Source organism: Streptomyces sp. NPDC048516 (assembly GCF_043199875.1).
Classification (GTDB): Bacteria; Actinomycetota; Actinomycetes; order Streptomycetales; family Streptomycetaceae; genus Streptomyces.
In genome coordinates, this window is the sequence record NZ_JBICWS010000011.1 from 69,280 (window position 1) to 93,306 (window position 24,027).

Here is a 24,027-nt window from a genome sequence, read left to right on the forward strand (position 1 = left end):
CGCTCCCTCACCGGGCCGCGGCCAGCGCCTGGGCCAGTTCGCCCGGAGCGCGCACCAGAGAAGGCCCGTACCAGGTCAGATACCGGCCGCTGACCAGCGCGGCGGGCAGGCCGGGGAACGCCTCGGGGCCGTCCTCGGCACTGAAGCGGTACGGCTCGTCGGGCAGCACCACGAGGTCGGCGGCGCAGGCGAGGAGCGCGTCGAGCGGGATACGGGGATAGCGGTCGGCATGGTCCGCGTAGTGATGGCGGACGCCCAGGCGGGCCAGGAGGTCACCGGCGAAGGTGTCCCGGCCCAGCACCATCCACGGGCGCCGCCAGACGGGCACCACCGCCGTCCGCCCCGCCGCCGGCGCCGGCAGTTCACGCCAGGCGGCCTCGGCGGCGTCCAGCCACGGGGGCCGGGCCAGCCCGCAGCCGTGGACGAGGACCCGTTCCAGCTCCCGGAACGCCTGCGGCAGGGTGCGTACTTCGGTGACCAGCACGGCGATCCCGGCGGCGCGCAGCGCGGCGAGGTCCGGCTCCCGGTTCTCCTCCTCGTTGGCGAGCACGAGGTCGGGGGCGAGGGCGGCGATCCGCTCCGTGTCCGGGTTCTTGGTGCCGCCGATGCGCACGACATCGAGCCCGGCCGGCTCGCTGCACCAGTCGGTGGCCCCCACCAGCAGCCCGGGGGCGGTGCAGGCGACCGCTTCCGTCAGCGAGGGCACGAGGGAGACCACGCGGCGCGCCGGAGTGCGGCTCATCATGGCGCCAGCCTCGCACGGAACGGACGGCCGAGCCCCGCCACCGAAGGATCCGGTGGCGGGGCTCGCCGCGGCGGCATGGGTGCCGATGAGGGTTACTTCACGGGTGCCATCTTGTCGACGATGCCCGGGTGGGCATCGATCCACTTCTGGACGCCCTTGTTCTCGTTGCCCTTGCCCGCGGCCTGGATGTCCTTCTCCAGGCTGCCGAGCTCATCGGCGCTCATCTTCCAGTTCTTCAACCAGCCGCTGAACTCCGGGAATTTCTCCGGGAAGCTCTTGTTGCCGATCGTCTTGATCTGGTTGTTGGCGCCCCAGGTGCCCTGCGGGTCCTTGAGCTTGGTGAGGTGGTACTTGCTGTACGCCCAGTGGGGGGACCACAGGACCACCGCGATGGGCTCCTTCTTGGCGTAGGCCCGCTCCAGCTCGGTGAGCATGGCGCTGGTCCCGGCCTCGGTGACGTCGAAGCCGTCCAGGCCGTACGCGGGAGACACCACGCTCTTGAGGCGCTTCATCTCGCCGGTGCCGGGCTCGATCCCGATGATCTTGCCGCCGAAGGTGTCCTTGTGCTTGCGCAGATCGTCCAGGGTCTTCACGCCCTTGACGTAGGACGGTACGGCGATCTCCAGGGAGGTCTTGTCGTACCAGGCCCCGACATCGACGAGATCCTTCTTGTACTTGTCCCAGTACTGCTTTTGCGCCACCGGAAGCCAGGCGTCGGTTTCGACATCGATCTGCCCCGTCGACAAACCGGTCCACATCGGGCCGACGTCGAGGTTCTGAAGCTTCGGCCGGTAGCCCCGCTTCTCCAGGATGTTCTTCCAGAGGTACGTGGTGGCGATGCCCTCGTCCCACGCCGGGTAGCCCATGGTCGGGGTCTTGCCCGCGTCCTTGCCCTTGGCGTAATTCGCCTTGGCGGACGGCGCCAGCTTGTTGACCATGCCCGGGTGCTGCTTGAGCCAGGCGCGCACGCCCTCCTGCTCATGCCCCGTACCGGCGTTCTTGACCGCGCTTTCGAGGCTGGTGAGCTGCTTCTCGTCCAGATGGAAGTTCTTCATCCAGCCGGCGACCTGGGGCTCGTCGTGGGAGAAGCCCTTGCGGCCCAGCATGTGCAGGCTGTCCCCGGAGCCGAAGGAGCCCTTGGGGTCCTTGAGCTTGGTCAGCTTGTACTTGTCGTAGGCCCAGTGCGGGGACCACAGCGTGACGGCGATCGGCTTCTTGTCATGGATCGAGCGGTCCAGCTCGGTGAGCATGGACGAGGTGCTGGACTCCACGACCTTGTACTCGCCGCCCAGGCCGTAATCCTTGAGGACCTTGTCCTTGAGGATCTTCATCTCGCCCGCGCCCGGCTCGATCCCGACGATCTTGCCGCCGAAGGTGCCGCCCTTGCCCTTGAGGTCGTCCAGGGTCTTGACGTCCTTCATGTAGGACGGGACCGCGATCTCCAGCGAGGTCTTGTCGTACCAGGCGCCCAGGTCCTCGAGCTTGTCCTTGTACTTCTTCCAGTACTCCGCGTGGGTCGTCGGCAGCCAGGCGTTGGTCTGTACGTCGATGTCACCACGGGCCTGGCCGGTGAAGAGCGGACCGGCGTCCAGGGCCTGGGCCCGGGGCTTGTAGCCGCGCTGTTCGAGGATCTCCTTCCACAGGAAGGTCGTGGCCTTGCCCTCGTCCCAGTTGACGTAGCCGAGGCTGACCGGCCGGCCGTTGCCGTCGGTGCTCCCCGCGCCGCTGCCGCTGTCCTTGCCGAAGACGCTCATCCCGCCGGCGACCAGCGCGAGCACGACCACGGCGACCGTCGCCAGGGAGGTCGCGGGCTTCCAGTGGAGGAACTTCAGGCCGCCGAGCGCGGCCTGCGCCTTGGCCAGCGCGCGCCGGCCGAGCGGGGAGACCCGCTGGTTGAGCGCGCTGGTCATCCGGTCCAGGTACACCGCGAGGATGACGACCGCGAGACCGCCCTCCGCGCCCAGCTTCACGTCGACCGAGCTGAGCGAGAGGTAGACGGTACCGCCGAGACCGGCCCCGCCGACCATGCCGGCGATGACGACCATGGACAGGGCCAGCATGATGACCTGGTTGATACCGGCCATGATCGTCGGCAGCGCGAGCGGCAGCTGTACGCGGAAGAGCGTGCGCCGCGGATGGGTACCGAACGCGTCGGCGGCCTCGACCAGTTCACCGTCGACCTGCCGGATGCCCAGTTCGGTCATGCGGACCGCGGGCGGCATGGAGAAGACGATGGTCGACACGATGCCGGGGACGGCGCCCAGGCCGAAGAAGAGGATGCCGGGGATCAGGTAGACCATCGCGGGCATCGTCTGCATCAGGTCCAGCACCGGACGCACCGCTCCGCTGACGGCACGGTTGCGGGCCGCCCAGATACCGAGGGGGGCGGCGACCGCGACCGTGATGATGCAGGCCACCAGCACCAGCGAGAGGGACTGCATGGTCTGGTGCCACTGCTCGATCGAATCGATCAGGGCGAAACCGATGAAGGTCAGCACGGCGGCCGGCAGACCCCGCAGCCACCAGGCGATCACCGCGAAAATGCCCGTCAGGAGCAGCGGTGTGGGGCCGGAGAGGACCGTGAGGATGCCGTCGTAGAAGCCGCCCAGCACGGTCGTGACGAAGTGGAAAAGCCACTCGGCGTGGTCCCGCAGCCATTCGACCAGGCTGTCGGCCCAACTGCCTATCGGAATCCTAGGCACCGGCGCTCACCTTGTCCTCGGGGTCATGGTCCGTGGACGTGTTCCCGGACGTGGGCTCGGAGGTCTTCTCCGCCGATGTCTTCTGCGCCGGCGTCTTCTGCGCCGGCGTCATCTGCGCGGCCGTCCCGCCGTCCGCCTCGGCCGGGACGGAGCCGGCCGGGGCCGGGCTCTGCTCCGCGGCCTCCCCGAGGACGGCCAGCAGCCGCTCGGCCGTGACGGCGCCGACCAGCGCGCCCTGCTCGTCGGTCACGGCGACCGGAACGCCGCTGCTCGAACAGGGCGTGAACAGCTCGACCAGCGGGGTGCCGACACCGACCACGGCGGGCGCCGCGGCCCGGAACTCCGCCGCGGTGGTGAGCTTGCCGCCCTCCGAAGTCGTGGCGCCGAGCACGGTCCCGACCTCGGTCATGATCGCGCCCGCGGTCAGCACCCGGGTGCGGTCCACGTCCTGCGTGAAGGAGGCGACATAGTCGTTGGCCGGCGTGACGAGGATGTCCTCGGCACTGCCGATCTGCACGATCCGGCCGTCGCGCATCACGGCGATCCGGTCGCCGAGGCGCATGGCCTCGTTCAGGTCGTGGGTGATGAAGACGATGGTCTTCTTCAGCGACTTCTGCAGCTCCAGCAGCTGGTCCTGCATATCGCGGCGGATCAGCGGGTCGAGCGCGCTGAAGGACTCGTCCATCAGCAGCAGATCGGCGTTGGTGGCCAGCGCCCGGGCCAGTCCCACGCGCTGCTGCATACCGCCGGACAGCTCGTCGGGCCAGGACTTCTCCCAGCCCTTGAGCCCGGTGAGTTCGAGCGCTTCGGTGGCGCGCGCGATGCGCTCGGCGCGCGGTACGCCCTGCACTTCGAGGCCGTAGGCGGCGTTCTCCAGCACACTGCGGTGCGGGAAGAGCGCGAAGTGCTGGAAGACCATGGAGATCTTCTGGGAGCGGACCTTGCGCAGCTCCTTGTCGCTGAGCGACGTCAGGTCCTGGCCGTCGAAGCGGACGGTCCCCGCGGTCGGCTCCAGCAGCCCGTTGAGCGTGCGCAGCAGCGTGGACTTGCCCGATCCGGACAGACCCATGACGACGAATATCTGGCCCTCGTCGACCTCGATCGAGGCGTCGATCACCGCGGCGGTGGTGCCTTCGGCCCGCAGCTCCTCCCGGTCGGCGCCGGCTTCGAGTTTGCGGACCGCGTCCTCGGGTCGTCTGCCGAACACCTTGTACAGGTGCTCGGCTTGCAGCCTGGCCACATATGCCTCTCTTGTCGATCGGAGGACGACCTGCCACCCCCGTAGCCAGGTCGCGGAGCGGCACGGGTTACGCCCGCCTTTACCGGTCGAAAGGTTGAATCTCGACCGGGTCCACTCCGGCTGCGCACCTGCCCTTCTTTATCTGGCTCAAACAAAGCTGTGTTTCAGCTCACATCGGTGTGACGTATGGGGCATACGGCAAGATGCGGGATGTGACTCGACGCCTGATGCTCCTCGACACCGCCTCTCTCTATTTCCGCGCCTATTTCGGGGTACCGGAATCGGTCAAGGCCCCGGACGGCACCCCGGTGAACGCGGTACGCGGCCTGCTGGACTTCATCGCCCGGCTCGTCCAGGACCACCACCCCGATGACCTGGTCGCCTGCATGGACTTCGACTGGCGCCCCCAGTGGCGGGTCGATCTGATCCCCTCGTACAAGGCGCACCGGGTCGCCGAACAGGCCCCGGCCGGCTCCGCGGAGCCCGACGAGGAGGAGATCCCCGACACCCTCTCGCCCCAGGTCCCGGTCATCGAGGACGTCCTGGACGCCCTGGGCATCGCCCGCATCGGGGCGGCCGGCTACGAGGCCGATGACGTCATCGGCACCCTGACCGCACAGGCGAAGGGCCCGGTGGACATCGTCACCGGCGACCGCGACCTCTTCCAGCTCGTCGATGACCGGCGCGGCATCCGCATCCTGTATCCGCTCAAGGGCGTCGGCACCCTCCAGATCACCGACGAGGCCCTGCTGCGCGAGAAGTACGGCGTGGACGGCCCCGGTTACGCCGAACTGGCGCTGCTGCGCGGCGACCCCAGCGACGGCCTGCCCGGCGTACCGGGGATCGGCGAGAAGACCGCCGCCAGACTGCTGGACACCTACGGCGACCTGGCGGGCATCATGGCCGCCGCCGACGATCCCGCCTCGAAGGTGACCCCCGCCCAGCGCAAGCGGCTGCTGGAGTCGCGGCCCTATCTCGCCGTCGCCCCGAAGGTCGTGAAGGTGGCCGCCGACGTGCCCGTCCCCGCCCTCGACCACACCCTCCCGGCCGAACCGGCCGACCCCGAGCGCCTGGAGGCACTGGCCGCGCAATGGGGTCTCGGCGGAGCCCTGCAGCGCCTGCTCCTCACCCTGAGCCGATGACCTGTTAGGTTAGGTAAACCTAATAAATATGCCTCAGGGGAGATTGCCGTGGCAGCAGAGCGTCCGTCCCGCAAGAAGCCCACCCTGCACCGCGCCCGGGTGCAGCGCACCGAGCAGCTCACCCCGCACATGGTCCGAGTGGTGCTGGGCGGTGACGGGCTGGCGGACTTCACGGCGGGCGAGTACTCCGACCATTACGTGAAGCTGGTCTTTCCGCAGCCCGGCGTGCGCTATCCCGAGCCGTTCGACATCGCGCAGATCCGCGCCGACTTCCCGCGCCACCAGTGGCCCAGCACCCGTACCTACACCGTCCGCGCCTGGGATGCCGGAACCCGCGAGCTGACCGTGGACTTCGTGGTGCACGGCGACGAGGGCCTGGCCGGACCGTGGGCGGCCACGGTGCAGCCGGGTGAGGAGATCTTCCTGCTCGGCCCCGGCGGCGGCTACGTCCCGGAGGCCGGCGCCGACTGGCACCTGCTGGCGGGCGACGAGAGCGCACTGCCCGCCATCGCGGCCTCCCTGGCCCGGATACCCGCGGGGGTGCCGGTGCACGCCTTCATCGAGGTGGCGGGCCCGGAGGAGCGCCAGGAACTGGAGGTACCGCACGGCGCCGAGGTCAGCTGGCTCTACCGCGGTGCCGCGCCGGTCGGCCGCGAACTGGTCGCCGCCGTACGGGCGCTGAAGTTCCCGTCCGGTCAGGTCCAGGCGTTCGTGCACGGCGAGGCCGGGTTCGTGAAGGAGCTGCGCCACCTGCTCCGCGTCAAGCACGCGATCCCGCGGGAGGCCCTGTCCCTCTCCGGCTACTGGCGCACCGGCCACAACGAGGACGGCTGGCAGGCCGCCAAGCGCGACTGGAACCAGCAGGTCGAGGCCGAACAGGAGTCCGCGGCAGCGGCGGCCTCCTGATCCTGCCGGTCCACGGCGCCGGGCCGGCGGGGGGCAGACCCGGCAAAGGGACAGCGCACCGGGCAGCCGGCCAGGGCCGTAAGGCGGGCGGCGTGCTCAGCCGCCGGCATCCGCTGACGCACCCGCGGAACGCCGGGTCGCAGCGGCCGGCGACGGTGGCCGCCGACGGCCGGCAGGCGCCGTAGCCGCCGCCCCTGCGCCGCAACAGCCGACGGCGCCGCACCCCGCGGTTCGGGGGTGCGGCGCCGTCGCACTGCCGGGCCGGTCCCGGCCCTGCCGCTCAGCCCACCGACGAATACGCCACCACGCCGCGCAGCACACCGTCCACGGCCTTGCGGGCGGTACGCGCCACCGTGCCGCCGGGCGGGGCCGCCGCGGCGATCTGGCCGAGGACGTCGACCAGCTGCTTGCACCAGCGGACGAAGTCACCGGCGGGCATCTCCGCCTCCCGCAGGACCTCGTCGAGGCCGAAGCCGGAGGCCCAGCGGTACGCGGCCCAGGCGAAGCCGAGGTCCGGCTCGCGCTGGCCGACGCCCTCCGCCTGGTTGATCTTGTGGTCCTCCTCCAGGGCGTCCAGCCGGCCCCAGATGCGGACCATCTCCCCCAGCGCGTCCCTGGCCTTGCCGGCCGGCAGCTTGGGTGCCACCGCGTCGTCCGCCTGCCGTGCCTCGTACACCAGCGCCGAGGCGCAGGCCGCCAGCTCCGCCGGGCCAAGGCCCTCCCAGACGCCGTCGCGCAGGCATTCGCTCGCCAGCAGATCCAGCTCGCCGTAGAGCCGGGCCAGGCGGCGGCCCTCGTCGGTGACCGTGTCACCTTCGAGGTAGTCCAGCTCGGTCAGCAGGGCGCAGATCCGGTCGAAGGTACGGGCGATGGTGTTGGTCCGCCCCTCGATCCGGCGCTCCAACTGGCGGGTGTCGCGCAGCAGTCGGTGATAGCGCTCCGCCCAGCGGGCGTGGTCCTCGCGCTCGGCACAGCCATGGCAGGGGTGCGCCCGGATCTCCGTCCGCAGCCGGGCGATCTCCCGGTCGTCGGCCGCCACCGAGCGGGGCTTGCGGTGCCGCGACGGCACCACATGGCCGGCCTTCGTCCGCAGTGCGGACGCCAGATCGCGGCGCGACTGCGGACTGCGGGCATTGAAGGACTTGGGGATCCGCATCCGGTCCAGCGCCTCGACCGGCACCGGGAAATCGATCGATCCCAGCCGCTTGACCTGCCGCTCGGCGGTCAGCACCAGCGGACGCGGGCCGTCCTGTGCCTCGAAGCCGCGATGGCCGTTGGTCCGCCCCGAGGGCATACCGGGGTCGAGGACCAGCGCGAGGCCCGCGTATTTACCGGTCGGCACATGGATGACATCGCCGGGCTTCAGCTTCTCCAGCGCCGCCGCGGCCGCCACCCGCCGCTGGGCCGCGCCCTGCTTGGCCAGCTCCGTCTCCCGCTCCTTCAGCTCCCGCCGCAGCCGGGAGTACTCCTCGAAGTCGCCGAGGTGACAGGTCATCGAGCCGCGGTAGCCCTCCAGCCCCTCCTCGTTCTTCTGCACCTGCCGCGTGATCCCGACCACCGACTTGTCGGCCTGGAACTGCGCGAAGGACATCTCCAGCAGCTCCCGCGAGCGGTGCCTGCCGAACTGCGAGACGAGGTTGACCGCCATGTTGTACGACGGCTTGAAGGAGGACCGCAGCGGATACGTACGCGTCCCGGCGAGCCCGGCCAGCGCGCCCGGGTTCATCCCCCGCTGCCACAGCACCACCGCATGGCCCTCGATGTCGATCCCGCGGCGCCCGGCACGCCCGGTCAGCTGGGTGTACTCACCGGGGGTGATGTCGGCGTGCTGCTCGCCGTTCCACTTCACCAGCTTCTCCAACACCACGGAACGCGCGGGCATGTTGATGCCCAGCGCCAGCGTCTCGGTGGCGAAGACGGCCTTGACCAGGCCCTTGACGAACAGCTCCTCGACGACCTCCTTGAACGTCGGCAGCATGCCGGCGTGGTGCGCCGCGATGCCCCGTTCCAGGCCCTCCAGCCACTCGAAGTAGCCCAGCACATGGAGGTCGTCGTCCGGGATTCCGGCCGTCCTCGCCTCCACTATGCGGCGGACCTCCTCACGGCCCTCCTGGTCGTTGAGCCGCAGGCCCGAATACAGGCACTGCTGGACCGCGGACTCGCAGCCGGCGCGGCTGAAGATGAAGGTGATCGCGGGCAGCAGGCCCTCGTTGTCGAGGCGGTCGATGACCTCGGGCCGGCCGGGCGTCCAGATCCGGGCACGCTGGCGCCGCTCACGCTCACGGTCCGCCTCGCGCAGATTGCGGCCCCGGCGCTTGTCCCGGCCGAACGTCGGCCGGCTGTTCTCCATCCGCGCCAACCGCTCCAGATCGGGATTGACCTCGCGGCGGCCGCCGCTCTGCCCGTCCCGCTCCTCGAACAGGTCGTATATCCGGCGGCCCGCGAGGACGTGCTGCCACAGCGGCACCGGGCGGTGCTCGGAGACGATCACGGCCGTGTCACCACGGACCGTGTCCAGCCAGTCGCCGAACTCCTCGGCATTGGAGACCGTCGCCGACAGTGACACCAGCGTCACCGATTCGGGCAGATGGATGATCACCTCTTCCCAGACGGCGCCTCGGAAGCGGTCGGAGAGGTAGTGCACCTCGTCCATCACCACATAGCCGAGGCCCTCCAGCGACCGGGAACCGGCATAGAGCATGTTGCGCAGCACCTCGGTGGTCATCACGACCACCGGGGCTTCGGAGTTGACACTGTTGTCGCCGGTCAGCAGACCGACCTTCTCGGCGCCGTAACGCTTGACCAGATCCTGGTACTTCTGGTTGGACAGCGCCTTGATGGGCGTGGTGTAGAAGCATTTTCGGCCCTGCTCCAGGGCCAGGTGGACGGCGAATTCGCCGACGATCGTCTTTCCGGATCCGGTAGGGGCCGCGACCAGCACGCCCTTGCCGGCCTCCAGGGCCTGGCACGCCTCGACCTGGAACGGGTCCAGACCGAAGTCGTACATCTCTCGGAAAGGGGCGAGTGCGGTGGCCTGCTCGGCCGCCCGGAGCTTGGCGGCGGCATAGCGCTCAGCAGGGGACATGTCCTCGGTCATCGTGCTTACGAGCCTACCGGCCACCTCTGACAACGACCGGATATTTATGCGCAGGCTTTGCCTGGCCCCTCGATCCCGCAATGACGGGTCGCTCGCACTGCTGAGGCCCGGGAGCGCCACATGAGCCCGTCACCGCACGGTCGGCAGAGGGGCAGCTCACAATGAAGGGCGGGGAGCCGCATCGTCGGCTCCCCGCCCTTCATCCTCTCGCACCACGACGACGCACCGGCCTCGCGCCACGAGAAGGGGGAGGCTCCTGTGGAGCCTCCCCCTTCTGGCGTTCCGGCGTTACGGGGCCGCACGCGCCGTCCGCGCCGGGCCCGGGTGCGAAGGCCTCGGCCCGCCGGCTTCGTCAGGTGACGTCGTCGAAGCCGCGGTGCCTCGCGTCGCCGTCTCCGCTTGCCTGTTCCGGCAGCGCCGCGGTCGCCGGCACCGGCTCGATCTCGCCGATGTCCTCAGGCGTCAGGTCGAGGTCGGAGGCCTCGTCGTCGGCCGGCCCCGACGCGAGCCGTCGCCGCCGCCGGGCATCGTTGGCCAGCGCAATTCCGACCGCACCGAAGTACAGCGCGACGATCGGGACCGCCAGGCCGAGCATGGTCACCGGGTCCGTACTCGGTGTCGCGATCGCCGCGAAGACCGTGATGCCCATGATCATCGCCCGCCACCAGCCGAGCATGCGCTTGCCGGTGATGACACCGGCGAAGTTCAGCATGACCAGGAGCAAAGGCAGCTCGAAGGACAGACCGAACACGATGACCATCCGCGCGATGAGGTCAAGCAGTTTGTCCAGCGTGAGAAGGTTGCCGATGCCGGCCGGGGTGAATTGGATGAGGACGTTCGCCGTGGTGGGCAGCACCCGGTAGGCGAAGTAACCGCCGGCCACGAACAGCGGAAAGCCCACGCCGACGAAGCTGAGCGCGTACTTCTTCTCGTTGCGGTGCAGCCCGGGGGCGAGGAAGGCCCAGAGCTGGTAGAGCCAGACCGGCGCCGACAGGATGAGACCGGCGACCATGGAGACCTTCAGCGCGAGGGTGAAGGGGCCGAGCAGGTCCATCATCACGATGCTTGCGCACCGCGACCCCTTCTCCTGCTTGGCGAGGTCGGTGAAGAGTGAGTCGCAGCCCACCGACTGCAGCACCGGCTTCGTGAAGAAGTTGATGATTGCTTCGTAGAAGAAGGCCGCGACGACCGTCGCAATGACGATGGCCAGCATGCCCTTGGCGAGCCGGTTGCGGAGCTCACGCAGGTGCTCCACGAGAGGCATCCGCCCCTCGGGGTCCTTCACCTTTTGCTTTTTGGGGGCAGACTTGAGCAACCCACGTCCTCATCTCATGCGACGGGCAGCGGCCCGCGCCACTGCCACAGTCAAGCCCTGGTTCAGCGCTGCACGCTGTGATCGTTCTCGGCGACCGGTCGACCGCCGTTCACGTCACCAGGCGCCGCCTTGATCGTCCGGGGTGCACTCTGCGCGTCGGGGTTCGGCGGGTCGGAGGGGGCTTCCTGCTGCTGGCCGCCCTCGGACTTCATCGCCTTCGCCTCGCTCTTGAGGATGCGGGCGGACTTGCCGAGCGAGCGGGCCATGTCGGGCAGCTTCTTGGCGCCGAACAGCAGGACGACGACGACGAGAATGAGAATGATCTCGGGAGCGCCGATCTTTCCGAACAACATAAGCGTCTACCTTCTCACCGAGGCGGCTGGGATGGAGCTACCTGACTTGGCCGGACATCCGTCCGCCCGCCGTGCTAGCAGCGATCGTAACGCTCACGGGTAAACGCTGGGCAACCCCCGTGCGCACTCCCGGTAGCGGGCCGCGCCGCATACTTCGGCCCTGCGGAACAGCCTACCGTCCACACGTACGAGAGCTTCGGCCCGTCACGCCCGCTACTCCGTTTCTCGCCACTGCGCCGATGCGGCCAGCGGTGCCGCCGCCCGCTCCAGGTCCTCGGCCGCCCGCTGGATCCGCTCCGAACTCGCTCCGACCTGGCGGGCGAGCCGCCGCACCTCGGCGAAGACACGTACGGCCAGGACGCCGAGCACGGCGATCCCGGCGAAGCCGAGGGCGATTGCGATCATGGGCCAGAGCATGGGGACGAGCCTATCGGTCAGCCCGTGTGGAGCCGCAGCGTGCGGACCCCGCCGCCGGTCAGCAGCTCGACGATCCGCTCACCGGCCGGTTTGCGCACCGCCCGGCGGCAGTCGGGGCAGGTGAAGGAGTAGAAGGTGGTGCGGCTGCTGGCGCCGATCGCCAGCCGGAAGGCGTCCGAGGCCAGCTCGAAGCGGCCCCGGCAGTCGGGGCAGGCCGCTTTGAAGAGCACCGGCGCGCTCATGCCCGCCAGGGTGGTGGTCACCATCGTGGTCGTCATCCTTCGCTGCCGTCTCCTGCTCCCTGCGCACGGCGGTGCGCCACCGGGTGCCCCGCCGTCACTCGCCGTACGCCGCGAGCGCCTGCTCGGCGGCCTGCCGCGCGCTGTCGGCGAGCTCCCGCGGCGCCACGATCCGGCCGTCCCGGCCCAGGCGCAGCGCCAGCCGCCGCAGCGAGGCCGGATCGGGGGTGCGCAGCGTGATGCGCAGTCCGCCGTCGGGCAGCTCCTCGGCGCTGTCGTGCGGGTAGTACTCGGCGACCCAGCGGCCGCCGGGCCCGACCTCGATGGACACCTCGGGGTCCTCGGCCGCGGGCTGCACCAGTCCCTCCGACAGATCGCGCAGTTCGACCGGCGGCGGGTCGGCGGGGGCGTCCAGCAGCTTGATCTCGGCGACCCGGTCGAGCCGGAAGGTCCGCCGGGCCTCGGAGAGCCGGCACCACGCCTCCATGTAGGTGTGGCCGACGGCGAACAGCCGGATCGGGTCGACCTCACGCTCGGTCAGTTCGTCGCGCGCCGGGGAGTAGTACCGCAGCCACAACCGCCGCCGCTCGGCGATGGCGCGGTCCACATCGGCGAAGACCCCGCCCTCGGACTCGAAGGTCACCGACAGCCGGGCACTGGCACCGGCCGCCTCGCCGGCCGCCGCCTCCAGCTTGGCGGTGGCCCGCAGCAGCGCCTGCCGGTCGCCCTCGCGCAGCCCGGGCAGGGTCGCCACGGCGCGGGCCGCGACCAGCAGCGCCGTCGCCTCGTCGGCCGCCAGCCGCAGCGGCTCGGCGACGTCGTCCGGGTTGTGCCACCAGATCCGGTCGCCGTCGGTGTCGATGTCCAGGAGGTCGCCGCCGCGGAAGCTCGTCCCGCACATCGGCAGGACGTCGAGGTCGCCGATCAGCTCGTCCTCGGTGATGCCGAAGGCGCGGGCGACGTCCCCGACGCGGGCGCCGGGGCGCTCGCGCAGATAGGTCACCAGGGACAGCATCCGGCGGGTCTGGTCGATCGCGTTCGTCGCCATGGGTCTCGTATCCCTCTCAGCCCTTGGCCACGGCACGCAGCCGGTCGATGACCTCGGCGCGCAGTTCCGCGGGTTCCAGTACGACCACATCGGGTCCGAACTCCACCAGCCAGGCGTCGAGGCCGTGGCCGTTGGGGATCTCCAGCTCGTCCCAGCCGCCGCCCAGCTCGCGGACGGTGAGCGCGCGGGCCCGCAGCGGATAGCCGTGCTCGGCGCGGAGCTTGATCCTGGCCGTGCCGGTCGCGGTCTCCCCCGCCCAGCTCTCGACGGTCTCGCGGACGGTGACGTGGTCGGGCACCGGCGCGGTGAACGCCCCTTGCCGGGAACGGACCTTGCCGGTGATCCGGGAGAGCCGGAAGACCCGCTCCGCCTGGCGCTCGCGGTCCCAGCCGGCGACGTACCAATGACCCCGCCAGCACTCCAGGATCCACGGTTCGACCTGCCGCTGCTCGGGGCGGGCGGCGTTCGACTTGCGGTAGTCGAAGACGACCGGGCGGCGGTCCCGGCAGGCCAGCATCAACGGTTCGAAGGCGGCTTCATGAGCGGGGATACGAGGTTCCAGGGCGCTGTGCGGCTGCCCGGCGTCGTAGTCCGCACCGTCCCCGGCCAGGGGCATTCCCGCCGCGCGCAGCTTTTGGAGCGCGCCGCTGGCGGCACCGGCCAGCCGCGCCTGCTGCCAGATCTTGGCGGCGAGCCCGAGGGCGGCGGCCTCCTCGGCATCCAGGGTGATCGGCGGCAGGCGGTTGCTGTCACGGCGGGCGAGGTAGCCGATGTCGCCCTCGATGCCTTCGACGGTCTCGATGACCAGGCCCAGCTCGCGCAGATCGTCCTTGTCGCGCTCGAACATGCGGTTGAACGAGTCGTCGCTGCCCGCCTCGATATAGGCCTCGATGGACGACCTCAGCTCACGCTTGGTCAGCGGGCGTCGCGTCCCCAGCAGGCACAGCGCCAGATTCATCAGCCGCTCGGCCTTGGCAATGGCCATCGACGCCCTTTCTCGTTGAACTCCCGATCGTTGACCGTACCGCTCGGGGAGGTCAGGGCAAAGCCGGACGGGTGAGCAGGCGGACACACACCCGAGGGCCCGCGCCATCACGGCACGGGCCCTCGGAAACGTCAGCGGCGGTCGCGCACCGCGACCGGCAACGGTCTCAGACGGAGACCAGGTCGCAGACGAAGATCAGCGTCTCGCCCGGGGCGATACGGCCGCCGCCGGCACCGCGGTCGCCGTACGCGAGGTGCGCGGGGATGGTCAGCCGGCGACGGCCGCCGACCTTCATGCCCTGCACGCCCTGGTCCCAGCCGGCGATGACCTGGCCGGCGCCCAGCTGGAACTGCAGCGGCTTACCGCGGTTCCAGCTCGCGTCGAACTCCTCGCCGGTGCTGAACGACACACCGACGTAGTGGACGGAGACGGTGTCCCCGGCCTTGGCGACCGGCCCGTCGCCCTCCGTCAGGTCCACGATCTCGAGCTCGGTGGGAGCCGGGCCCTCAGGAAAGTCGATCTCGGGCTTGTCGATGCTCACGAATGTGCTCCTACTTACGAATCTTTACGATTACGGCGCCAGTCTCGCAGATCTGCGTCAGTTGACGCTGAGCACGTCCACGGAGAACACCAGATCGGAGCCGATGGACTTCTGCTGCTGAGCGGTCAGCTTGCTCTTGGGCACCACGATCAGCACCCGGCTGCCGGCCTTCTTGCCCTTGAGGCCTTCCTTCCACCCCGGCAGCTGCGCGACCGGCACATCCTGGGCCCCGGGCTGCCCCGGCGCCCAGGTATCGGCGATCACCTTGCCGTCCTTCCAGGTGACCACCGTGTAGTTGGCACGCACGATGCTCTTCTCACTGATCGTCGCGCCCTTGCCCTGGATGATCGTCTCGCTCTTGACGTCCTTCGGCGCGTCCTGGCCCTTGGGCAGGGTGATCTTCGGCGCCTTGTCGTCGATGGCGGTCCCGACCTTGGGGAGATCGGAGTCGTTCTGCGCGACCGGCTTGCCCTCGATCTTGCTCGGCATGATCTTCTTGAGATCGACGACGAAGACCAGCGTGGAGTTGGCGGGAATGTTCTGCTGCGCCTGGGCGCCGTACCCCTTGTCCGGCGGGATGACCAACTCGACGCGGCTGCCGAGCTTCTGACCCACCAGCCCCTCGTCCCAGCCCTTGATGACCTTGCCGCTGCCGATCTCGAAGGTGGCCGGCGCGCCGCGGTCCCAGCTGTTGTCGAAGGCCTTGCCGTCCCAGGTCTGGCCGAGGTAGTTGGCGTTGAGGGCCTCGCCCTTCTTCACCTCCGGCCCGTCACCCTTTTTGAGGACCTTGACCTGAAGCTTCTTGGGAGGGTCGCCCTCACCCTTGTCGACCTTGGGCTTGGCATCCGCCTGGCCACTCACCGCCGGCGCGGAGCCGGCCTCGGATGAGTCGTCATTGCCGCAGGCCGCTGCAGAAACGAGAAGCAGGGGCACGGCGATCAGGGCTGCGATTGGGCGTCGGCGCACGTATATCCCTCAAAACGGGCTGCGATCAGTGAATGGACAGATCCACTCTAGCCACGCCACGCGACAATGGCGGGCCCGTGTCACACGGACCCGCCACTGTCCCATCCCACCGGCCCCTTCACCGGCACCACACGCCTGAGACACCGTTACGTGACCGGGCCGGAGTCCCTACCGTGAGTGACGCAGGGACCCGGCCCGGCACCGGCGGCGGCATGCTCCCGCATCCCGCGCATCCGGTCACATGCCTGCGATCAGCTTCTCCACGCGGTCGTCCACCGAACGGAAGGGGTCCTTGCACAGCACCGTCCGCTGCGCCTGGTCATTCAGCTTGAGATGCACCCAGTCGACCGTGAAATCACGGCGCTGCTCCTGCGCCCGGCGGATGAAGTCACCGCGCAGCCTGGCGCGAGTGGTCTGCGGCGGTACCGACTTGCCCTCGAAGATCTTCAGGTCGTTACAGATCCGCGCCGCTTGTCCCTTCCGCTCCAGGAGGTAGTAAAGCCCCCGGCGGCGATGGATGTCGTGATACGCGAGGTCTATCTGCGCCACCCGGGGGTGGGACATGGTGATGTTGTTCTTTGTGCGATACCGCTCGATCAGCTGATGTTTCATCACCCAGTCGATCTCGGTGGAGATACGGTCGAGCTCCTCCTCCCGGATCGCCTCGAGCGTACGGCCCCACAGCTCCAGGACCCGCTCGACGGTGCCCGTACGAATTCCGCGGCGGTCGCAGAAATCCACGGCCTTTTCGTAGTACTCCTGCTGCACCTCGAGCGCCGAGGCCTCGCGCCCGCTGGCCAGCCGCACCTTGCGCTGCCCGGTGATGTCATGGCTGACCTCGCGGATGGCCCTGATCGGGTTCTCCAGCGTCAGATCCCGCATGACCGTGCCCGCCTCGATCATGCGCAGCACGAGATCGGTGGCCCCGACCTTCAGCATCATGGTCGTCTCGGACATGTTGGAGTCACCCACGATGACATGCAGCCGGCGATAGCGCTCGGCGTCCGCGTGCGGTTCGTCGCGGGTGTTGATGATCGGCCGGGAACGGGTCGTCGCCGAGGAGACCCCCTCCCAGATGTGCTCCGCGCGCTGGCTGACGCAGTAGACGGCGCCCCGCGGAGTCTGCAGCACCTTGCCCGCGCCACACAGCAGCTGACGGGTGACGAGGAACGGAATGAGGATGTCCGCGAGCCGGGAGAACTCACCATGCCGGGCCACGAGGTAATTCTCGTGACACCCGTAGGAGTTTCCCGCCGAATCGGTGTTGTTCTTGAAGAGATAGACGTCGCCCGCGATTCCCTCCTCGTGCAGGCGGCGTTCGGCGTCGACGAGCAGGCCCTCGAGAATGCGCTCGCCGGCCTTGTCGTGCGTGACCAGCTCGGTCACGTTGTCGCACTCGGGAGTTGCATATTCCGGGTGCGAACCCACGTCCAAGTACAGGCGGGCACCGTTCCGCAGGAAGACATTGCTGCTGCGGCCCCATGACACGACACGGCGGAAGAGGTACCGCGCCACTTCGTCAGGCGACAGTCGGCGCTGTCCCCTGAACGTGCACGTGACGCCGTACTCGTTCTCCAGCCCGAAAATGCGGCGGTCCATGACTGAACATTACGCCTGACGGCCTGCTCTGAAACCGGGTTCGACGGCCCCGTTTCGATCATTTTCCGCCGGGGCCGCATCCGCCGTACGCAGCACGGGATCCCCGAGGAATCGCTTCGTCGACAAAAGGACGAGCAGCGCGGCGATCCCACCGGCTCCGGCCACCGCGAAACCCGCCACCGCACCGCCGCCTTCCACGGCCGGGCCCACCACGGAAGCGCCCACCGCCGATCCGACCCCGAACGTCGTCACCAGCCAGGAAAACGCCTCCGTCACGGTGCCCCGGGGCGCATGACGGTCCACCACCACGAAGGCACAGGCCAGCGCCGGCGCCAGGAACACCCCCGCGACCCCGGTCAACACCGTCATTCCGGCCACCCCCGGCACCAGCACCAGCGGCAGATAGCCCAGCGCCAGCAGCCCGATCAGCAGCCGCAGCCGGCTCTCCGGCCGCCCCGGCCACTCGCGCGCGCCGTAGCCGAGGCCACCGATCAGCGCGCCGACGCCCAGCGCGGACAGCAGCCAGCTGGAGATCACCGTCCCCCCGCCGCGCTCCTCCGCATACGCCACCGCCGCGACCGCGATCGAGCCCAGGGCCAGCCCCACGAAGAAGAACGCCCCGATCAGCACCCGCATCCCGGCCGAGCGCAACGCACCCAGCCAGTGCGCCTCACGCGGCCCGCTGCGCCACTGCCGGGACGGTTCGGAGACCACGACGGAGAGCGCCCCGAGGACCCCGAGCAGGTTGATCACCAACAGCGCCGCCCCCTCCGACCAGGCCGCCACGCACAGCGTCACCAGCAACGGTCCCACCGCGAACATGACTTCCTGCGCCACCGCGTCCAGCGCATAGGCGGCGTGCACCCGGTCCGCGCGCTTGAGGACCCCGGGCCACAGCGCCCGCAGGCCGCCCTCCAGGGGCGGGGTGAAGAACCCGGCGATCACCATGGCGGCGTAGGCGAGCCACAGCACGTCCAGGCCGACGGCCGCGAGCAGCGCCATCCCGAGCGCGGAGAGCACCGCGCCGGGCAGCATCACCCGCGGCTGACCGTAGAGGTCCACCGCACGGCCCAGCAGCGGCTGGCCGATGGCGTTGCAGACGCCGTAGACCGCGGAGAGCGCGCCGGCCAGGGCGTAGCTGCCGCCCTCGGCGCGTACGAAGAGGACCACGGCCAGTGCCGCGGTGGCGTTCGGCAGTCTGCCGACCAGCGTCCCCGCCAGAAGCCGGGCCGCGTGCCGGGTTCTGAGCAGGTCCGCATATCCCGCGGCCATCCCTGTCCCCTTTTCCGTCCGGACCGGCCGGACATGTTACGTATAACCTTCGCCGTTATACGTATCATGACCCTCATCCTCAGTCCACCCGCCATCGCCGTGCGCAAGGAGCGAACCCCCGGTGACCAGCAGCGAGACCAGCACACCCGGCCGGCGCCCGGCCACCGCGCGCACGACCAGCCGGGACGTGGCCCGTGCCGCCGGAGTCTCCCAGGCCACCGTCTCGCTCGTCCTAGGCGGCAAATGGCGCGGCCGGGTCTCCCCCGCCAAAGCCGAAGCCGTCCGCACCGCCGCCCGCGAGCTGAGCTACCGCCCCAACCTCGCCGCCCGCAGCCTGCGGATGGGCCGCACCCGCACCGTCCTGCTGGTCGTCCCCGCCCTGACCACCGAATTCTTCGCCCGCGTCTACACCGGCGCGGCCCGGGTCGCCGCCGAGCACGACTTCGGAGTGGTCCTCTACCCCTCCCCCGAGGGCATCGGCCCGGCCCGCGACCCCTTCGACTCCGCGGCGGCCACCCTGGACGGCGTGATCGCCTCATCGATGGCCGCCGAAGCCCTCACCGCGCTCCGCGACGCGGACCTGCCGCTGGTCATGCTGGACAGCGACCCCGACGACGACCGGGCCACCGCCACCGTCAACCTCGACATCGCCGACGGCGTCCGGCAGATGACCAGCCATCTGACGGCCCTCGGCCACCGCCGCATCACCCACCTCGCCGCCGATGTGGACTCCTGGACCTTCGATCTGCGCGCCCGCGCCGTCGCCGGAGCCCTGGGGGGCACCCCCGGCGCACTGCTGCGCCGGCAGCCGTCCGCCTTCGGTGTCGACGCCGGGCTGCACGCCGCCCACGCCGCCCTGACCGCCCCGGGCCCCCGCCCCACGGCCCTGCTCTGCGACGACGACATCATCGCCGCGGGCGCCTGCAAAGCCGCACGCCGACTGGGCCTGCGGGTGCCCGAGGACGTCTCCGTCACCGGCTTCGACGACCTGGCCCTCGCCCTCGCCGTCGAGCCGGAACTGACGACCGTACGGCTGCCCGCCGAGGAGTTCGGCGAGGCCGGGATGCGGGCCCTGATGAGCGTGCTCGACGGTCACCCGGCCGAGGCCCCCACCCTGCCGGTGGAACTGATCACCCGGGGCTCCACCGCCGCGGCCGCGGACACCCCGTGAAACGCGGCGCGCCCCGGCGGGCAGTGACCCACCGGGGCGCGCGACCGGGGACACGCCCCGCAGCATGACGTCAGAGCAGGGGCTCCCCGTCGGAGCCCTCCTCGCCCGACGCTCCCTTGCCGTTGTCCTTCTTGCTTTCCTTGTCCTTCGCGCCCTTGTCGCCGCTTCCCCCGGCGGTGGACCCGGACTCCCCGGCACCGGCGCCCTCATCCGCGTCCGCCGCCTCCCCGGTGTCCGCCCCGCCGCTCTCGTCCAACAGCCGGGACAGCTGCCGCCCCAGGATCCGCTTGAACTTGCGCTGCTGGGGACGCGTGCGGTCCAGCGTCGCGACCTCCAGCTGCTCGGCGGTCAGCCGGCGCTCGCCGCCGTTGTTGTCCCGCGACAGCGACTCCACGGCCAGCTTGAGCGCCTCGGCCAGCGTCATACCGTCGCGGTGGCGCTGGTCGAGATAGCTGCTGATCTGGTCCGCGTTGCCGCCGACCGCCACCGAGCCGTGCTCGTCGACGATCGAGCCGTCGTGCGGCAGGCGGTAGATCTGGTCGTCCTCGGGGGCCGCGCCGACCTCGGCGACGATCAGCTCGACCTCGTAGGGCTTCTCGGCGGCGCTGGAGAAGATCGTGCCGAGCGTCTGGGCGTAGACATTCGCCAGGCCCCGCGCGGTCACATCCTCACGGTCGTAGGTGTAACCCCGCAGATCGGCGTAGCGCACCCCGCCGATCCGCAGGTTCTCGAACTCGTTGTACTTGCCGACCGCCGCAAAGGCGATCCGGTCATAGATCTCGCTGACCTTGTGCAGGGCGCGGGAGGGATTCTCGGCGACGAAGACCACGCCGTCGGTGTACTGCAGCACCACGACGCTGCGCCCGCGCGCGATGCCCTTGCGGGCGTACTCGGCGCGGTCCGCCATGGCCTGCTGGGGTGAGACATAGAACGGCGTCGACACCGGCTATCCGTCCCTTCCTGTCAAAAGCTCTCTCGGTAGCTGGGGGAGCATTGCGGAACATCCGTCCCGTCAGAGCAGCGCGGCGCGCGGGCCGTCGGGCTGTTCGAGGCGGCGCTCGTGCACGGCACGGGCGATCTCGGCGACCTCGTCGTCGGTGAGCCGCTTGAAGCCGTCTTCGGTGATCACCGTGACGATGGGGTAGATCCGCCGCCCCATATCGGGCCCGCCGGTCGCCGAATCATCGTCAGCCGCGTCATAGAGCGCCTGGACGACGGCGGTCGCGGCCTGATCCTCCGTGAAATCTTCCCGGAAGAGCTTCTTCAGCGCACTGCGCGCGAAGACCGAGCCGGAACCCGTCGCCGCATAACCGTGCTCCTCCGACCGCCCGCCGGTCACGTCGTACGAGAAGATACGGCCCTTCTCGCGGTCGAGGTCGTATCCGGCGAACAAGGGCACCACGGCCAGACCCTGCATGGCCATGCCCAGGTTGCTGCGAATCATCGTCGACAGACGATTCGCCTTGCCCTCCAAGGAGAGTTGGGCACCCTCGACCTTCTCGAAGTGCTCCAGCTCCAGCTGGAAGAGTTTGACCATCTCCACCGCGAGGCCCGCGGTACCCGCGATGCCGACCGCCGAATACTCGTCGGCCGGGAAAACCTTCTCGATATCACGCTGCGCGATGACATTGCCCATGGTCGCCCGCCGGTCGCCCGCGAGCACCGCGCCTCCGGGGAACGCCGCGGCGACGATCGTCGTGCCGTGCGGCGCCTCGATGGCACCCTGCACCGGCGGCAACGGGCGGTTGCCCGGCAGCAGCGTGGGCGAGTGCTCGCCGAGGAAATCCATGAAGGACGAGGATCCAGGCGTCAGGAAGGCAGCTGGCAGACGCCCGGTGATTCGGGTATTGGCTTCCACACGTTTCCTTCCAGATACTCGGCCGCCCGCCTCAATACGTCCGGCCGATCCTTGAATTGACCCAAGGCTGCACTGCGACTGAAGCACAGTACGCCTCGGACCTTACCCGTCTCGTGATCGTGATCCACCTGCACGGGGGCGGCAGTGCTCGCGGCCGGCCGGTACATGCACGCGCGGCCGGAGGCTGCGCCCCTTGGCCGGCTGACGAGCCCGGTATGCCGATGCGCACCCCCGGCAGTGGACCCGCAGCCCATCAGGCATCGCCCTGTTCCCTGCGAAGGCTGTCCGCGGCTTGTCCTCCGTGCCCGCGGACAGCGCTTCACACCTGACTCTTCTGACACTCGAAGCCCCCGCCGCCCGCAAGCCTTCGCTTCTATGGGAATCGCGGCCTACTGCCCGCCCTTTTGAACGAAGGAGCGCACGAAGTCCTCTGCGTTCTCCTCGAGGACATCGTCGATCTCGTCCAGCACCGAGTCCACGTCGTCCGACAACTTCTCCTGGCGTTCCTTGAGGTCTTCCGAGGCCTGCGCGTCCTCTGTCTGCTCCTCGACCTCTTCCGTGGAACGCGTGGCCTTCGCCTGTCCGCCGCCGCTGTCCTTGGTCGCCATGTCCCTCACCCCGCTCGGTTCGCCCCGCTCGATGTGACCTTCAAGATCCGACCCTACAAGCAGGGTCCGACATCGGCCCTGCAGTTGCTGCAACGCCCGGGAGTCACCTCATTGATTCCCGCACCGCGGCGATTTCAGCCGCGGATCGGCTGTGGATCTTGAGGAATTCTGTCGTGCACCTGCCGAAGCTCAGCGTCCGGACAGCGTCCTCACCAGCTCCTCCGCGGTACGGCAGCGGTCAAGAAGCTCCTTGACGTGTTTCCGGGTCCCCCGCAGTGGCTCCAGCGTGGGAACCCGTTGCAGGGAGTCACGCCCGGGCAGATCGAAGATGACCGAATCCCATGAGGCGGCCGCGACATCGTCCGCGTACTGCTCCAGACAGCGGCCGCGGAAGTAGGCCCTGGTGTCCTCCGGAGGCTTCTGCTCGGCCCGCTCGACCTGGGACTCGTCCAGGAGCCGCTTCATCTTCCCGCGGGCCGCCAGACGGTTGTACAGCCCCTTCTCGGGACGCACGTCGGCGTACTGCAGGTCGATGAGGTGCAGCCGGGCCGCGTCCCACTCCAGGCCGTCACGGCGCCGGTAGCCCTCCATCAGCTCCCGCTTGGCGACCCAGTCCAGCTCGCCGGACAGGCTCATCGGGTCGTTCTCCAGCCGGCCGAGCACGTCCTCCCACCGGGTCAGGACGTCCTTGGTCTGCTCGTCCGCATCCGCTCCGTAGCGGTCCTCGACGTATTTGCGGGCCAGCTCGAAGTACTCCATCTGGAGCTGTACGCCGGTGAGCGTGCGGCCGCTGCGGAGCGTGATCAGATGTTGCAGGGAGGGGTCGTGCGAGACCTGGTGGAGGGTGCGCACCGGCTGGTCGACGGCCAGGTCGACGGCGATGAAGCCGTCCTCGATCATCGAGAGCACCAGGGAGGTGGTGCCCAGCTTCAGATACGTCGAGATCTCGGAGAGGTTCGCGTCCCCGATGATCACGTGGAGCCTGCGGTACTTCTCCGCGTCCGCGTGCGGCTCGTCGCGGGTGTTGATGATGGGCCGTTTGAGCGTCGTCTCCAGCCCGACCTCCACCTCGAAGTAGTCGGCGCGCTGGCTGAGCTGGAAGCCGTGCTCGTGGCCGTCCTGGCCGATTCCGACCCTGCCGGCGCCGGTGACCACCTGGCGGGAGACGAAGAACGGCGTCAGGTGCCGCACGATGTCCGAGAAGGGCGTCTCCCGCTTCATCAGGTAGTTCTCGTGCGTCCCGTAGGAGGCGCCCTTGTTGTCGGTGTTGTTCTTGTAGAGGTGGATGGGCTGGGCGCCGGGGACCTGGGCGGCCCGTTCGGCCGCCTCGGCCATGATCCGCTCGCCGGCCTTGTCCCACAGCACGGCGTCACGCGGGTTGGTGACCTCGGGGGCGCTGTATTCGGGGTGGGCGTGGTCGACGTACAGCCTGGCGCCATTGGTGAGGATCACGTTCGCCAGGCCGATGTCCTCGTCCGTGAGCTGGCTGGCGTCCGCATTCTCGCGTGCGAGGTCGAAGCCGCGGGCGTCCCGCAGCGGGTTCTCCTCCTCGAAATCCCAGCGGGCACGGCGTGCCCGGTGCATCGCGGCCGCGTAGGCGTTGACGACCTGGGACGAGGTGAGCATGGCATTGGCGTTCGGGTGACCGGGGACGGAGATCCCGTACTCCGTCTCGATTCCCATTACTCGCCGTACGGTCATGCGGCCCTCCTTGCCCGGCGGCGCCCCCGGATGGGGTCGGCGCTCAAGTACCGCTGTGCCTCCGGTCCGTGCGCGTGCCCCGCGCCCGCACAGGGTGACGCAGCGGTACCGAAGAGCCTAGA

The 24,027-nt window shown here is 69.6% G+C and carries 22 protein-coding genes; 3 read left to right on the forward strand and 19 right to left on the reverse strand.

All coding sequences use genetic code 11. The features are described from left to right. Window positions 1–7: 7 nt before the first annotated feature. The 3 genes from ACGFR7_RS22400 to ACGFR7_RS22410 form a co-directional block, all read right to left on the reverse strand. Window positions 8–745 carry a helical backbone metal receptor gene (locus ACGFR7_RS22400; RefSeq protein WP_393321946.1) on the reverse strand — a complete coding sequence of 246 codons (738 nt, stop codon included), beginning with the start codon at window positions 743–745 and terminating at the stop codon, window positions 8–10. A 92-nt stretch (window positions 746–837) separates the two neighbouring features. Next, entirely contained in the window at window positions 838–3,447 is a 2,610-nt protein-coding gene (locus ACGFR7_RS22405) for an ABC transporter permease/substrate binding protein (RefSeq protein WP_393321949.1), read from the reverse strand. After that, the gene (locus ACGFR7_RS22410) at window positions 3,440–4,687 is read right to left on the reverse strand and encodes a betaine/proline/choline family ABC transporter ATP-binding protein (RefSeq protein WP_393321952.1); all 1,248 of its coding nucleotides are present in this window, start codon (window positions 4,685–4,687) and stop codon (window positions 3,440–3,442) included. The genes ACGFR7_RS22405 and ACGFR7_RS22410 overlap by 8 nt, the downstream gene beginning before the upstream one ends. Before the next feature lie 227 nt (window positions 4,688–4,914). Between ACGFR7_RS22410 and ACGFR7_RS22415 the strand changes: the two genes are divergently transcribed. Together ACGFR7_RS22415 and ACGFR7_RS22420 are read left to right on the forward strand one after the other, a co-directional pair. Continuing rightward, window positions 4,915–5,829, forward strand: coding sequence for a 5'-3' exonuclease H3TH domain-containing protein (locus tag ACGFR7_RS22415; protein WP_393322390.1), 915 nt, complete (start codon window positions 4,915–4,917; stop codon window positions 5,827–5,829). 48 nt (window positions 5,830–5,877) lie between these two features. Then, window positions 5,878–6,735 (forward strand): siderophore-interacting protein, encoded by an 858-nt coding sequence (locus tag ACGFR7_RS22420; RefSeq protein ID WP_393321954.1) that lies wholly within the window; start codon window positions 5,878–5,880, stop codon window positions 6,733–6,735. A 280-nt stretch (window positions 6,736–7,015) separates the two neighbouring features. Here ACGFR7_RS22420 and ACGFR7_RS22425 read toward each other — a convergent pair whose 3' ends face one another. The 11 genes from ACGFR7_RS22425 to ACGFR7_RS22475 all read right to left on the reverse strand — a co-directional run bounded on the left by ACGFR7_RS22425 (window position 7,016) and on the right by ACGFR7_RS22475 (window position 18,567). Further along, window positions 7,016–9,832 carry a DEAD/DEAH box helicase gene (locus tag ACGFR7_RS22425; RefSeq protein WP_393321957.1) on the reverse strand — a complete coding sequence of 939 codons (2,817 nt, stop codon included), beginning with the start codon at window positions 9,830–9,832 and terminating at the stop codon, window positions 7,016–7,018. Window positions 9,833–10,184: 352 nt separating this feature from the next. Then, window positions 10,185–11,147, reverse strand: a complete 963-nt coding sequence (tatC, locus tag ACGFR7_RS22430; RefSeq protein WP_393321960.1) for a twin-arginine translocase subunit TatC — start codon at window positions 11,145–11,147, stop codon at window positions 10,185–10,187. 62 nt (window positions 11,148–11,209) lie between these two features. Beyond that, a complete protein-coding gene (gene tatA / locus ACGFR7_RS22435; RefSeq protein WP_393322393.1) occupies window positions 11,210–11,497 on the reverse strand; it encodes a Sec-independent protein translocase subunit TatA in 288 nt (95 codons plus the stop codon). Between the two features lie 216 nt (window positions 11,498–11,713). Continuing rightward, a complete protein-coding gene (locus tag ACGFR7_RS22440) occupies window positions 11,714–11,917 on the reverse strand; it encodes a hypothetical protein (RefSeq protein ID WP_381646287.1) in 204 nt (67 codons plus the stop codon). A gap of 17 nt (window positions 11,918–11,934) precedes the next feature. Further along, window positions 11,935–12,195, reverse strand: coding sequence for a hypothetical protein (locus ACGFR7_RS22445; RefSeq protein ID WP_393321963.1), 261 nt, complete (start codon window positions 12,193–12,195; stop codon window positions 11,935–11,937). Window positions 12,196–12,253: 58 nt separating this feature from the next. Continuing rightward, entirely contained in the window at window positions 12,254–13,204 is a 951-nt protein-coding gene (locus ACGFR7_RS22450) for a helix-turn-helix transcriptional regulator (protein WP_393321965.1), read from the reverse strand. A gap of 16 nt (window positions 13,205–13,220) precedes the next feature. Next, window positions 13,221–14,189 carry a helix-turn-helix transcriptional regulator gene (locus ACGFR7_RS22455; protein WP_393321967.1) on the reverse strand — a complete coding sequence of 323 codons (969 nt, stop codon included), beginning with the start codon at window positions 14,187–14,189 and terminating at the stop codon, window positions 13,221–13,223. A 166-nt stretch (window positions 14,190–14,355) separates the two neighbouring features. After that, window positions 14,356–14,730 (reverse strand): FKBP-type peptidyl-prolyl cis-trans isomerase, encoded by a 375-nt coding sequence (locus tag ACGFR7_RS22460; protein ID WP_018087767.1) that lies wholly within the window; start codon window positions 14,728–14,730, stop codon window positions 14,356–14,358. A gap of 57 nt (window positions 14,731–14,787) precedes the next feature. Further along, window positions 14,788–15,696: an FKBP-type peptidyl-prolyl cis-trans isomerase gene (locus ACGFR7_RS22465; protein ID WP_393321970.1), complete on the reverse strand. Its 909-nt coding sequence runs from the start codon at window positions 15,694–15,696 to the stop codon at window positions 14,788–14,790. 237 nt (window positions 15,697–15,933) lie between these two features. Continuing rightward, window positions 15,934–17,295 (reverse strand): Pup--protein ligase, encoded by a 1,362-nt coding sequence (gene pafA / locus ACGFR7_RS22470; RefSeq protein WP_129297219.1) that lies wholly within the window; start codon window positions 17,293–17,295, stop codon window positions 15,934–15,936. 9 nt (window positions 17,296–17,304) lie between these two features. Beyond that, window positions 17,305–18,567, reverse strand: a complete 1,263-nt coding sequence (locus ACGFR7_RS22475; protein ID WP_393321973.1) for an MFS transporter — start codon at window positions 18,565–18,567, stop codon at window positions 17,305–17,307. 121 nt (window positions 18,568–18,688) lie between these two features. Between ACGFR7_RS22475 and ACGFR7_RS22480 the strand changes: the two genes are divergently transcribed. Then, window positions 18,689–19,738 (forward strand): LacI family DNA-binding transcriptional regulator, encoded by a 1,050-nt coding sequence (locus tag ACGFR7_RS22480; RefSeq protein ID WP_393321976.1) that lies wholly within the window; start codon window positions 18,689–18,691, stop codon window positions 19,736–19,738. 70 nt (window positions 19,739–19,808) lie between these two features. Here the strand turns inward: ACGFR7_RS22480 and prcA are convergent, their stop codons facing one another. From prcA to dop, 5 genes are all read right to left on the reverse strand, one after another. After that, window positions 19,809–20,681 carry a proteasome subunit alpha gene (gene prcA / locus ACGFR7_RS22485; RefSeq protein ID WP_393321979.1) on the reverse strand — a complete coding sequence of 291 codons (873 nt, stop codon included), beginning with the start codon at window positions 20,679–20,681 and terminating at the stop codon, window positions 19,809–19,811. 69 nt (window positions 20,682–20,750) lie between these two features. Further along, on the reverse strand, window positions 20,751–21,596 hold the full coding sequence (gene prcB / locus ACGFR7_RS22490; RefSeq protein WP_393321982.1) for a proteasome subunit beta: 846 nt from the start codon (window positions 21,594–21,596) through the stop codon (window positions 20,751–20,753). Beyond that, window positions 21,548–21,850 carry an endonuclease domain-containing protein gene (locus ACGFR7_RS22495; RefSeq protein ID WP_393321985.1) on the reverse strand — a complete coding sequence of 101 codons (303 nt, stop codon included), beginning with the start codon at window positions 21,848–21,850 and terminating at the stop codon, window positions 21,548–21,550. Before ACGFR7_RS22495 ends, prcB begins: the two co-directional genes overlap by 49 nt. Before the next feature lie 135 nt (window positions 21,851–21,985). After that, window positions 21,986–22,204 carry a ubiquitin-like protein Pup gene (locus tag ACGFR7_RS22500; RefSeq protein ID WP_088796879.1) on the reverse strand — a complete coding sequence of 73 codons (219 nt, stop codon included), beginning with the start codon at window positions 22,202–22,204 and terminating at the stop codon, window positions 21,986–21,988. 189 nt (window positions 22,205–22,393) lie between these two features. Next, on the reverse strand, window positions 22,394–23,905 hold the full coding sequence (gene dop, locus ACGFR7_RS22505; protein ID WP_393321988.1) for a depupylase/deamidase Dop: 1,512 nt from the start codon (window positions 23,903–23,905) through the stop codon (window positions 22,394–22,396). Window positions 23,906–24,027 lie beyond the last annotated feature (122 nt).

Excerpts from the sequence above, each read along its gene's own strand:
- ACGFR7_RS22445 (WP_393321963.1), bottom strand. The coding sequence starts at position 12,195 with ATGACGACCACGATGGTGACCACCACCCTGGCGGGCATGAGCGCGCCG.
- ACGFR7_RS22500 (WP_088796879.1), bottom strand. The coding sequence starts at position 22,204 with ATGGCGACCAAGGACAGCGGCGGCGGACAGGCGAAGGCCACGCGTTCC.
- ACGFR7_RS22475 (WP_393321973.1), bottom strand. The coding sequence starts at position 18,567 with ATGGCCGCGGGATATGCGGACCTGCTCAGAACCCGGCACGCGGCCCGG.
- ACGFR7_RS22415 (WP_393322390.1), top strand. The coding sequence starts at position 4,915 with ATGCTCCTCGACACCGCCTCTCTCTATTTCCGCGCCTATTTCGGGGTA.
- ACGFR7_RS22425 (WP_393321957.1), bottom strand. The coding sequence starts at position 9,832 with ATGACCGAGGACATGTCCCCTGCTGAGCGCTATGCCGCCGCCAAGCTC.
- dop (WP_393321988.1), bottom strand. The coding sequence starts at position 23,905 with ATGACCGTACGGCGAGTAATGGGAATCGAGACGGAGTACGGGATCTCC.
- ACGFR7_RS22455 (WP_393321967.1), bottom strand. The coding sequence starts at position 14,189 with ATGGCCATTGCCAAGGCCGAGCGGCTGATGAATCTGGCGCTGTGCCTG.
- ACGFR7_RS22440 (WP_381646287.1), bottom strand. The coding sequence starts at position 11,917 with ATGCTCTGGCCCATGATCGCAATCGCCCTCGGCTTCGCCGGGATCGCC.
- ACGFR7_RS22495 (WP_393321985.1), bottom strand. The coding sequence starts at position 21,850 with ATGGGCTGCGGGTCCACTGCCGGGGGTGCGCATCGGCATACCGGGCTC.
- ACGFR7_RS22450 (WP_393321965.1), bottom strand. The coding sequence starts at position 13,204 with ATGGCGACGAACGCGATCGACCAGACCCGCCGGATGCTGTCCCTGGTG.
- ACGFR7_RS22400 (WP_393321946.1), bottom strand. The coding sequence starts at position 745 with ATGATGAGCCGCACTCCGGCGCGCCGCGTGGTCTCCCTCGTGCCCTCG.
- pafA (WP_129297219.1), bottom strand. The coding sequence starts at position 17,295 with ATGGACCGCCGCATTTTCGGGCTGGAGAACGAGTACGGCGTCACGTGC.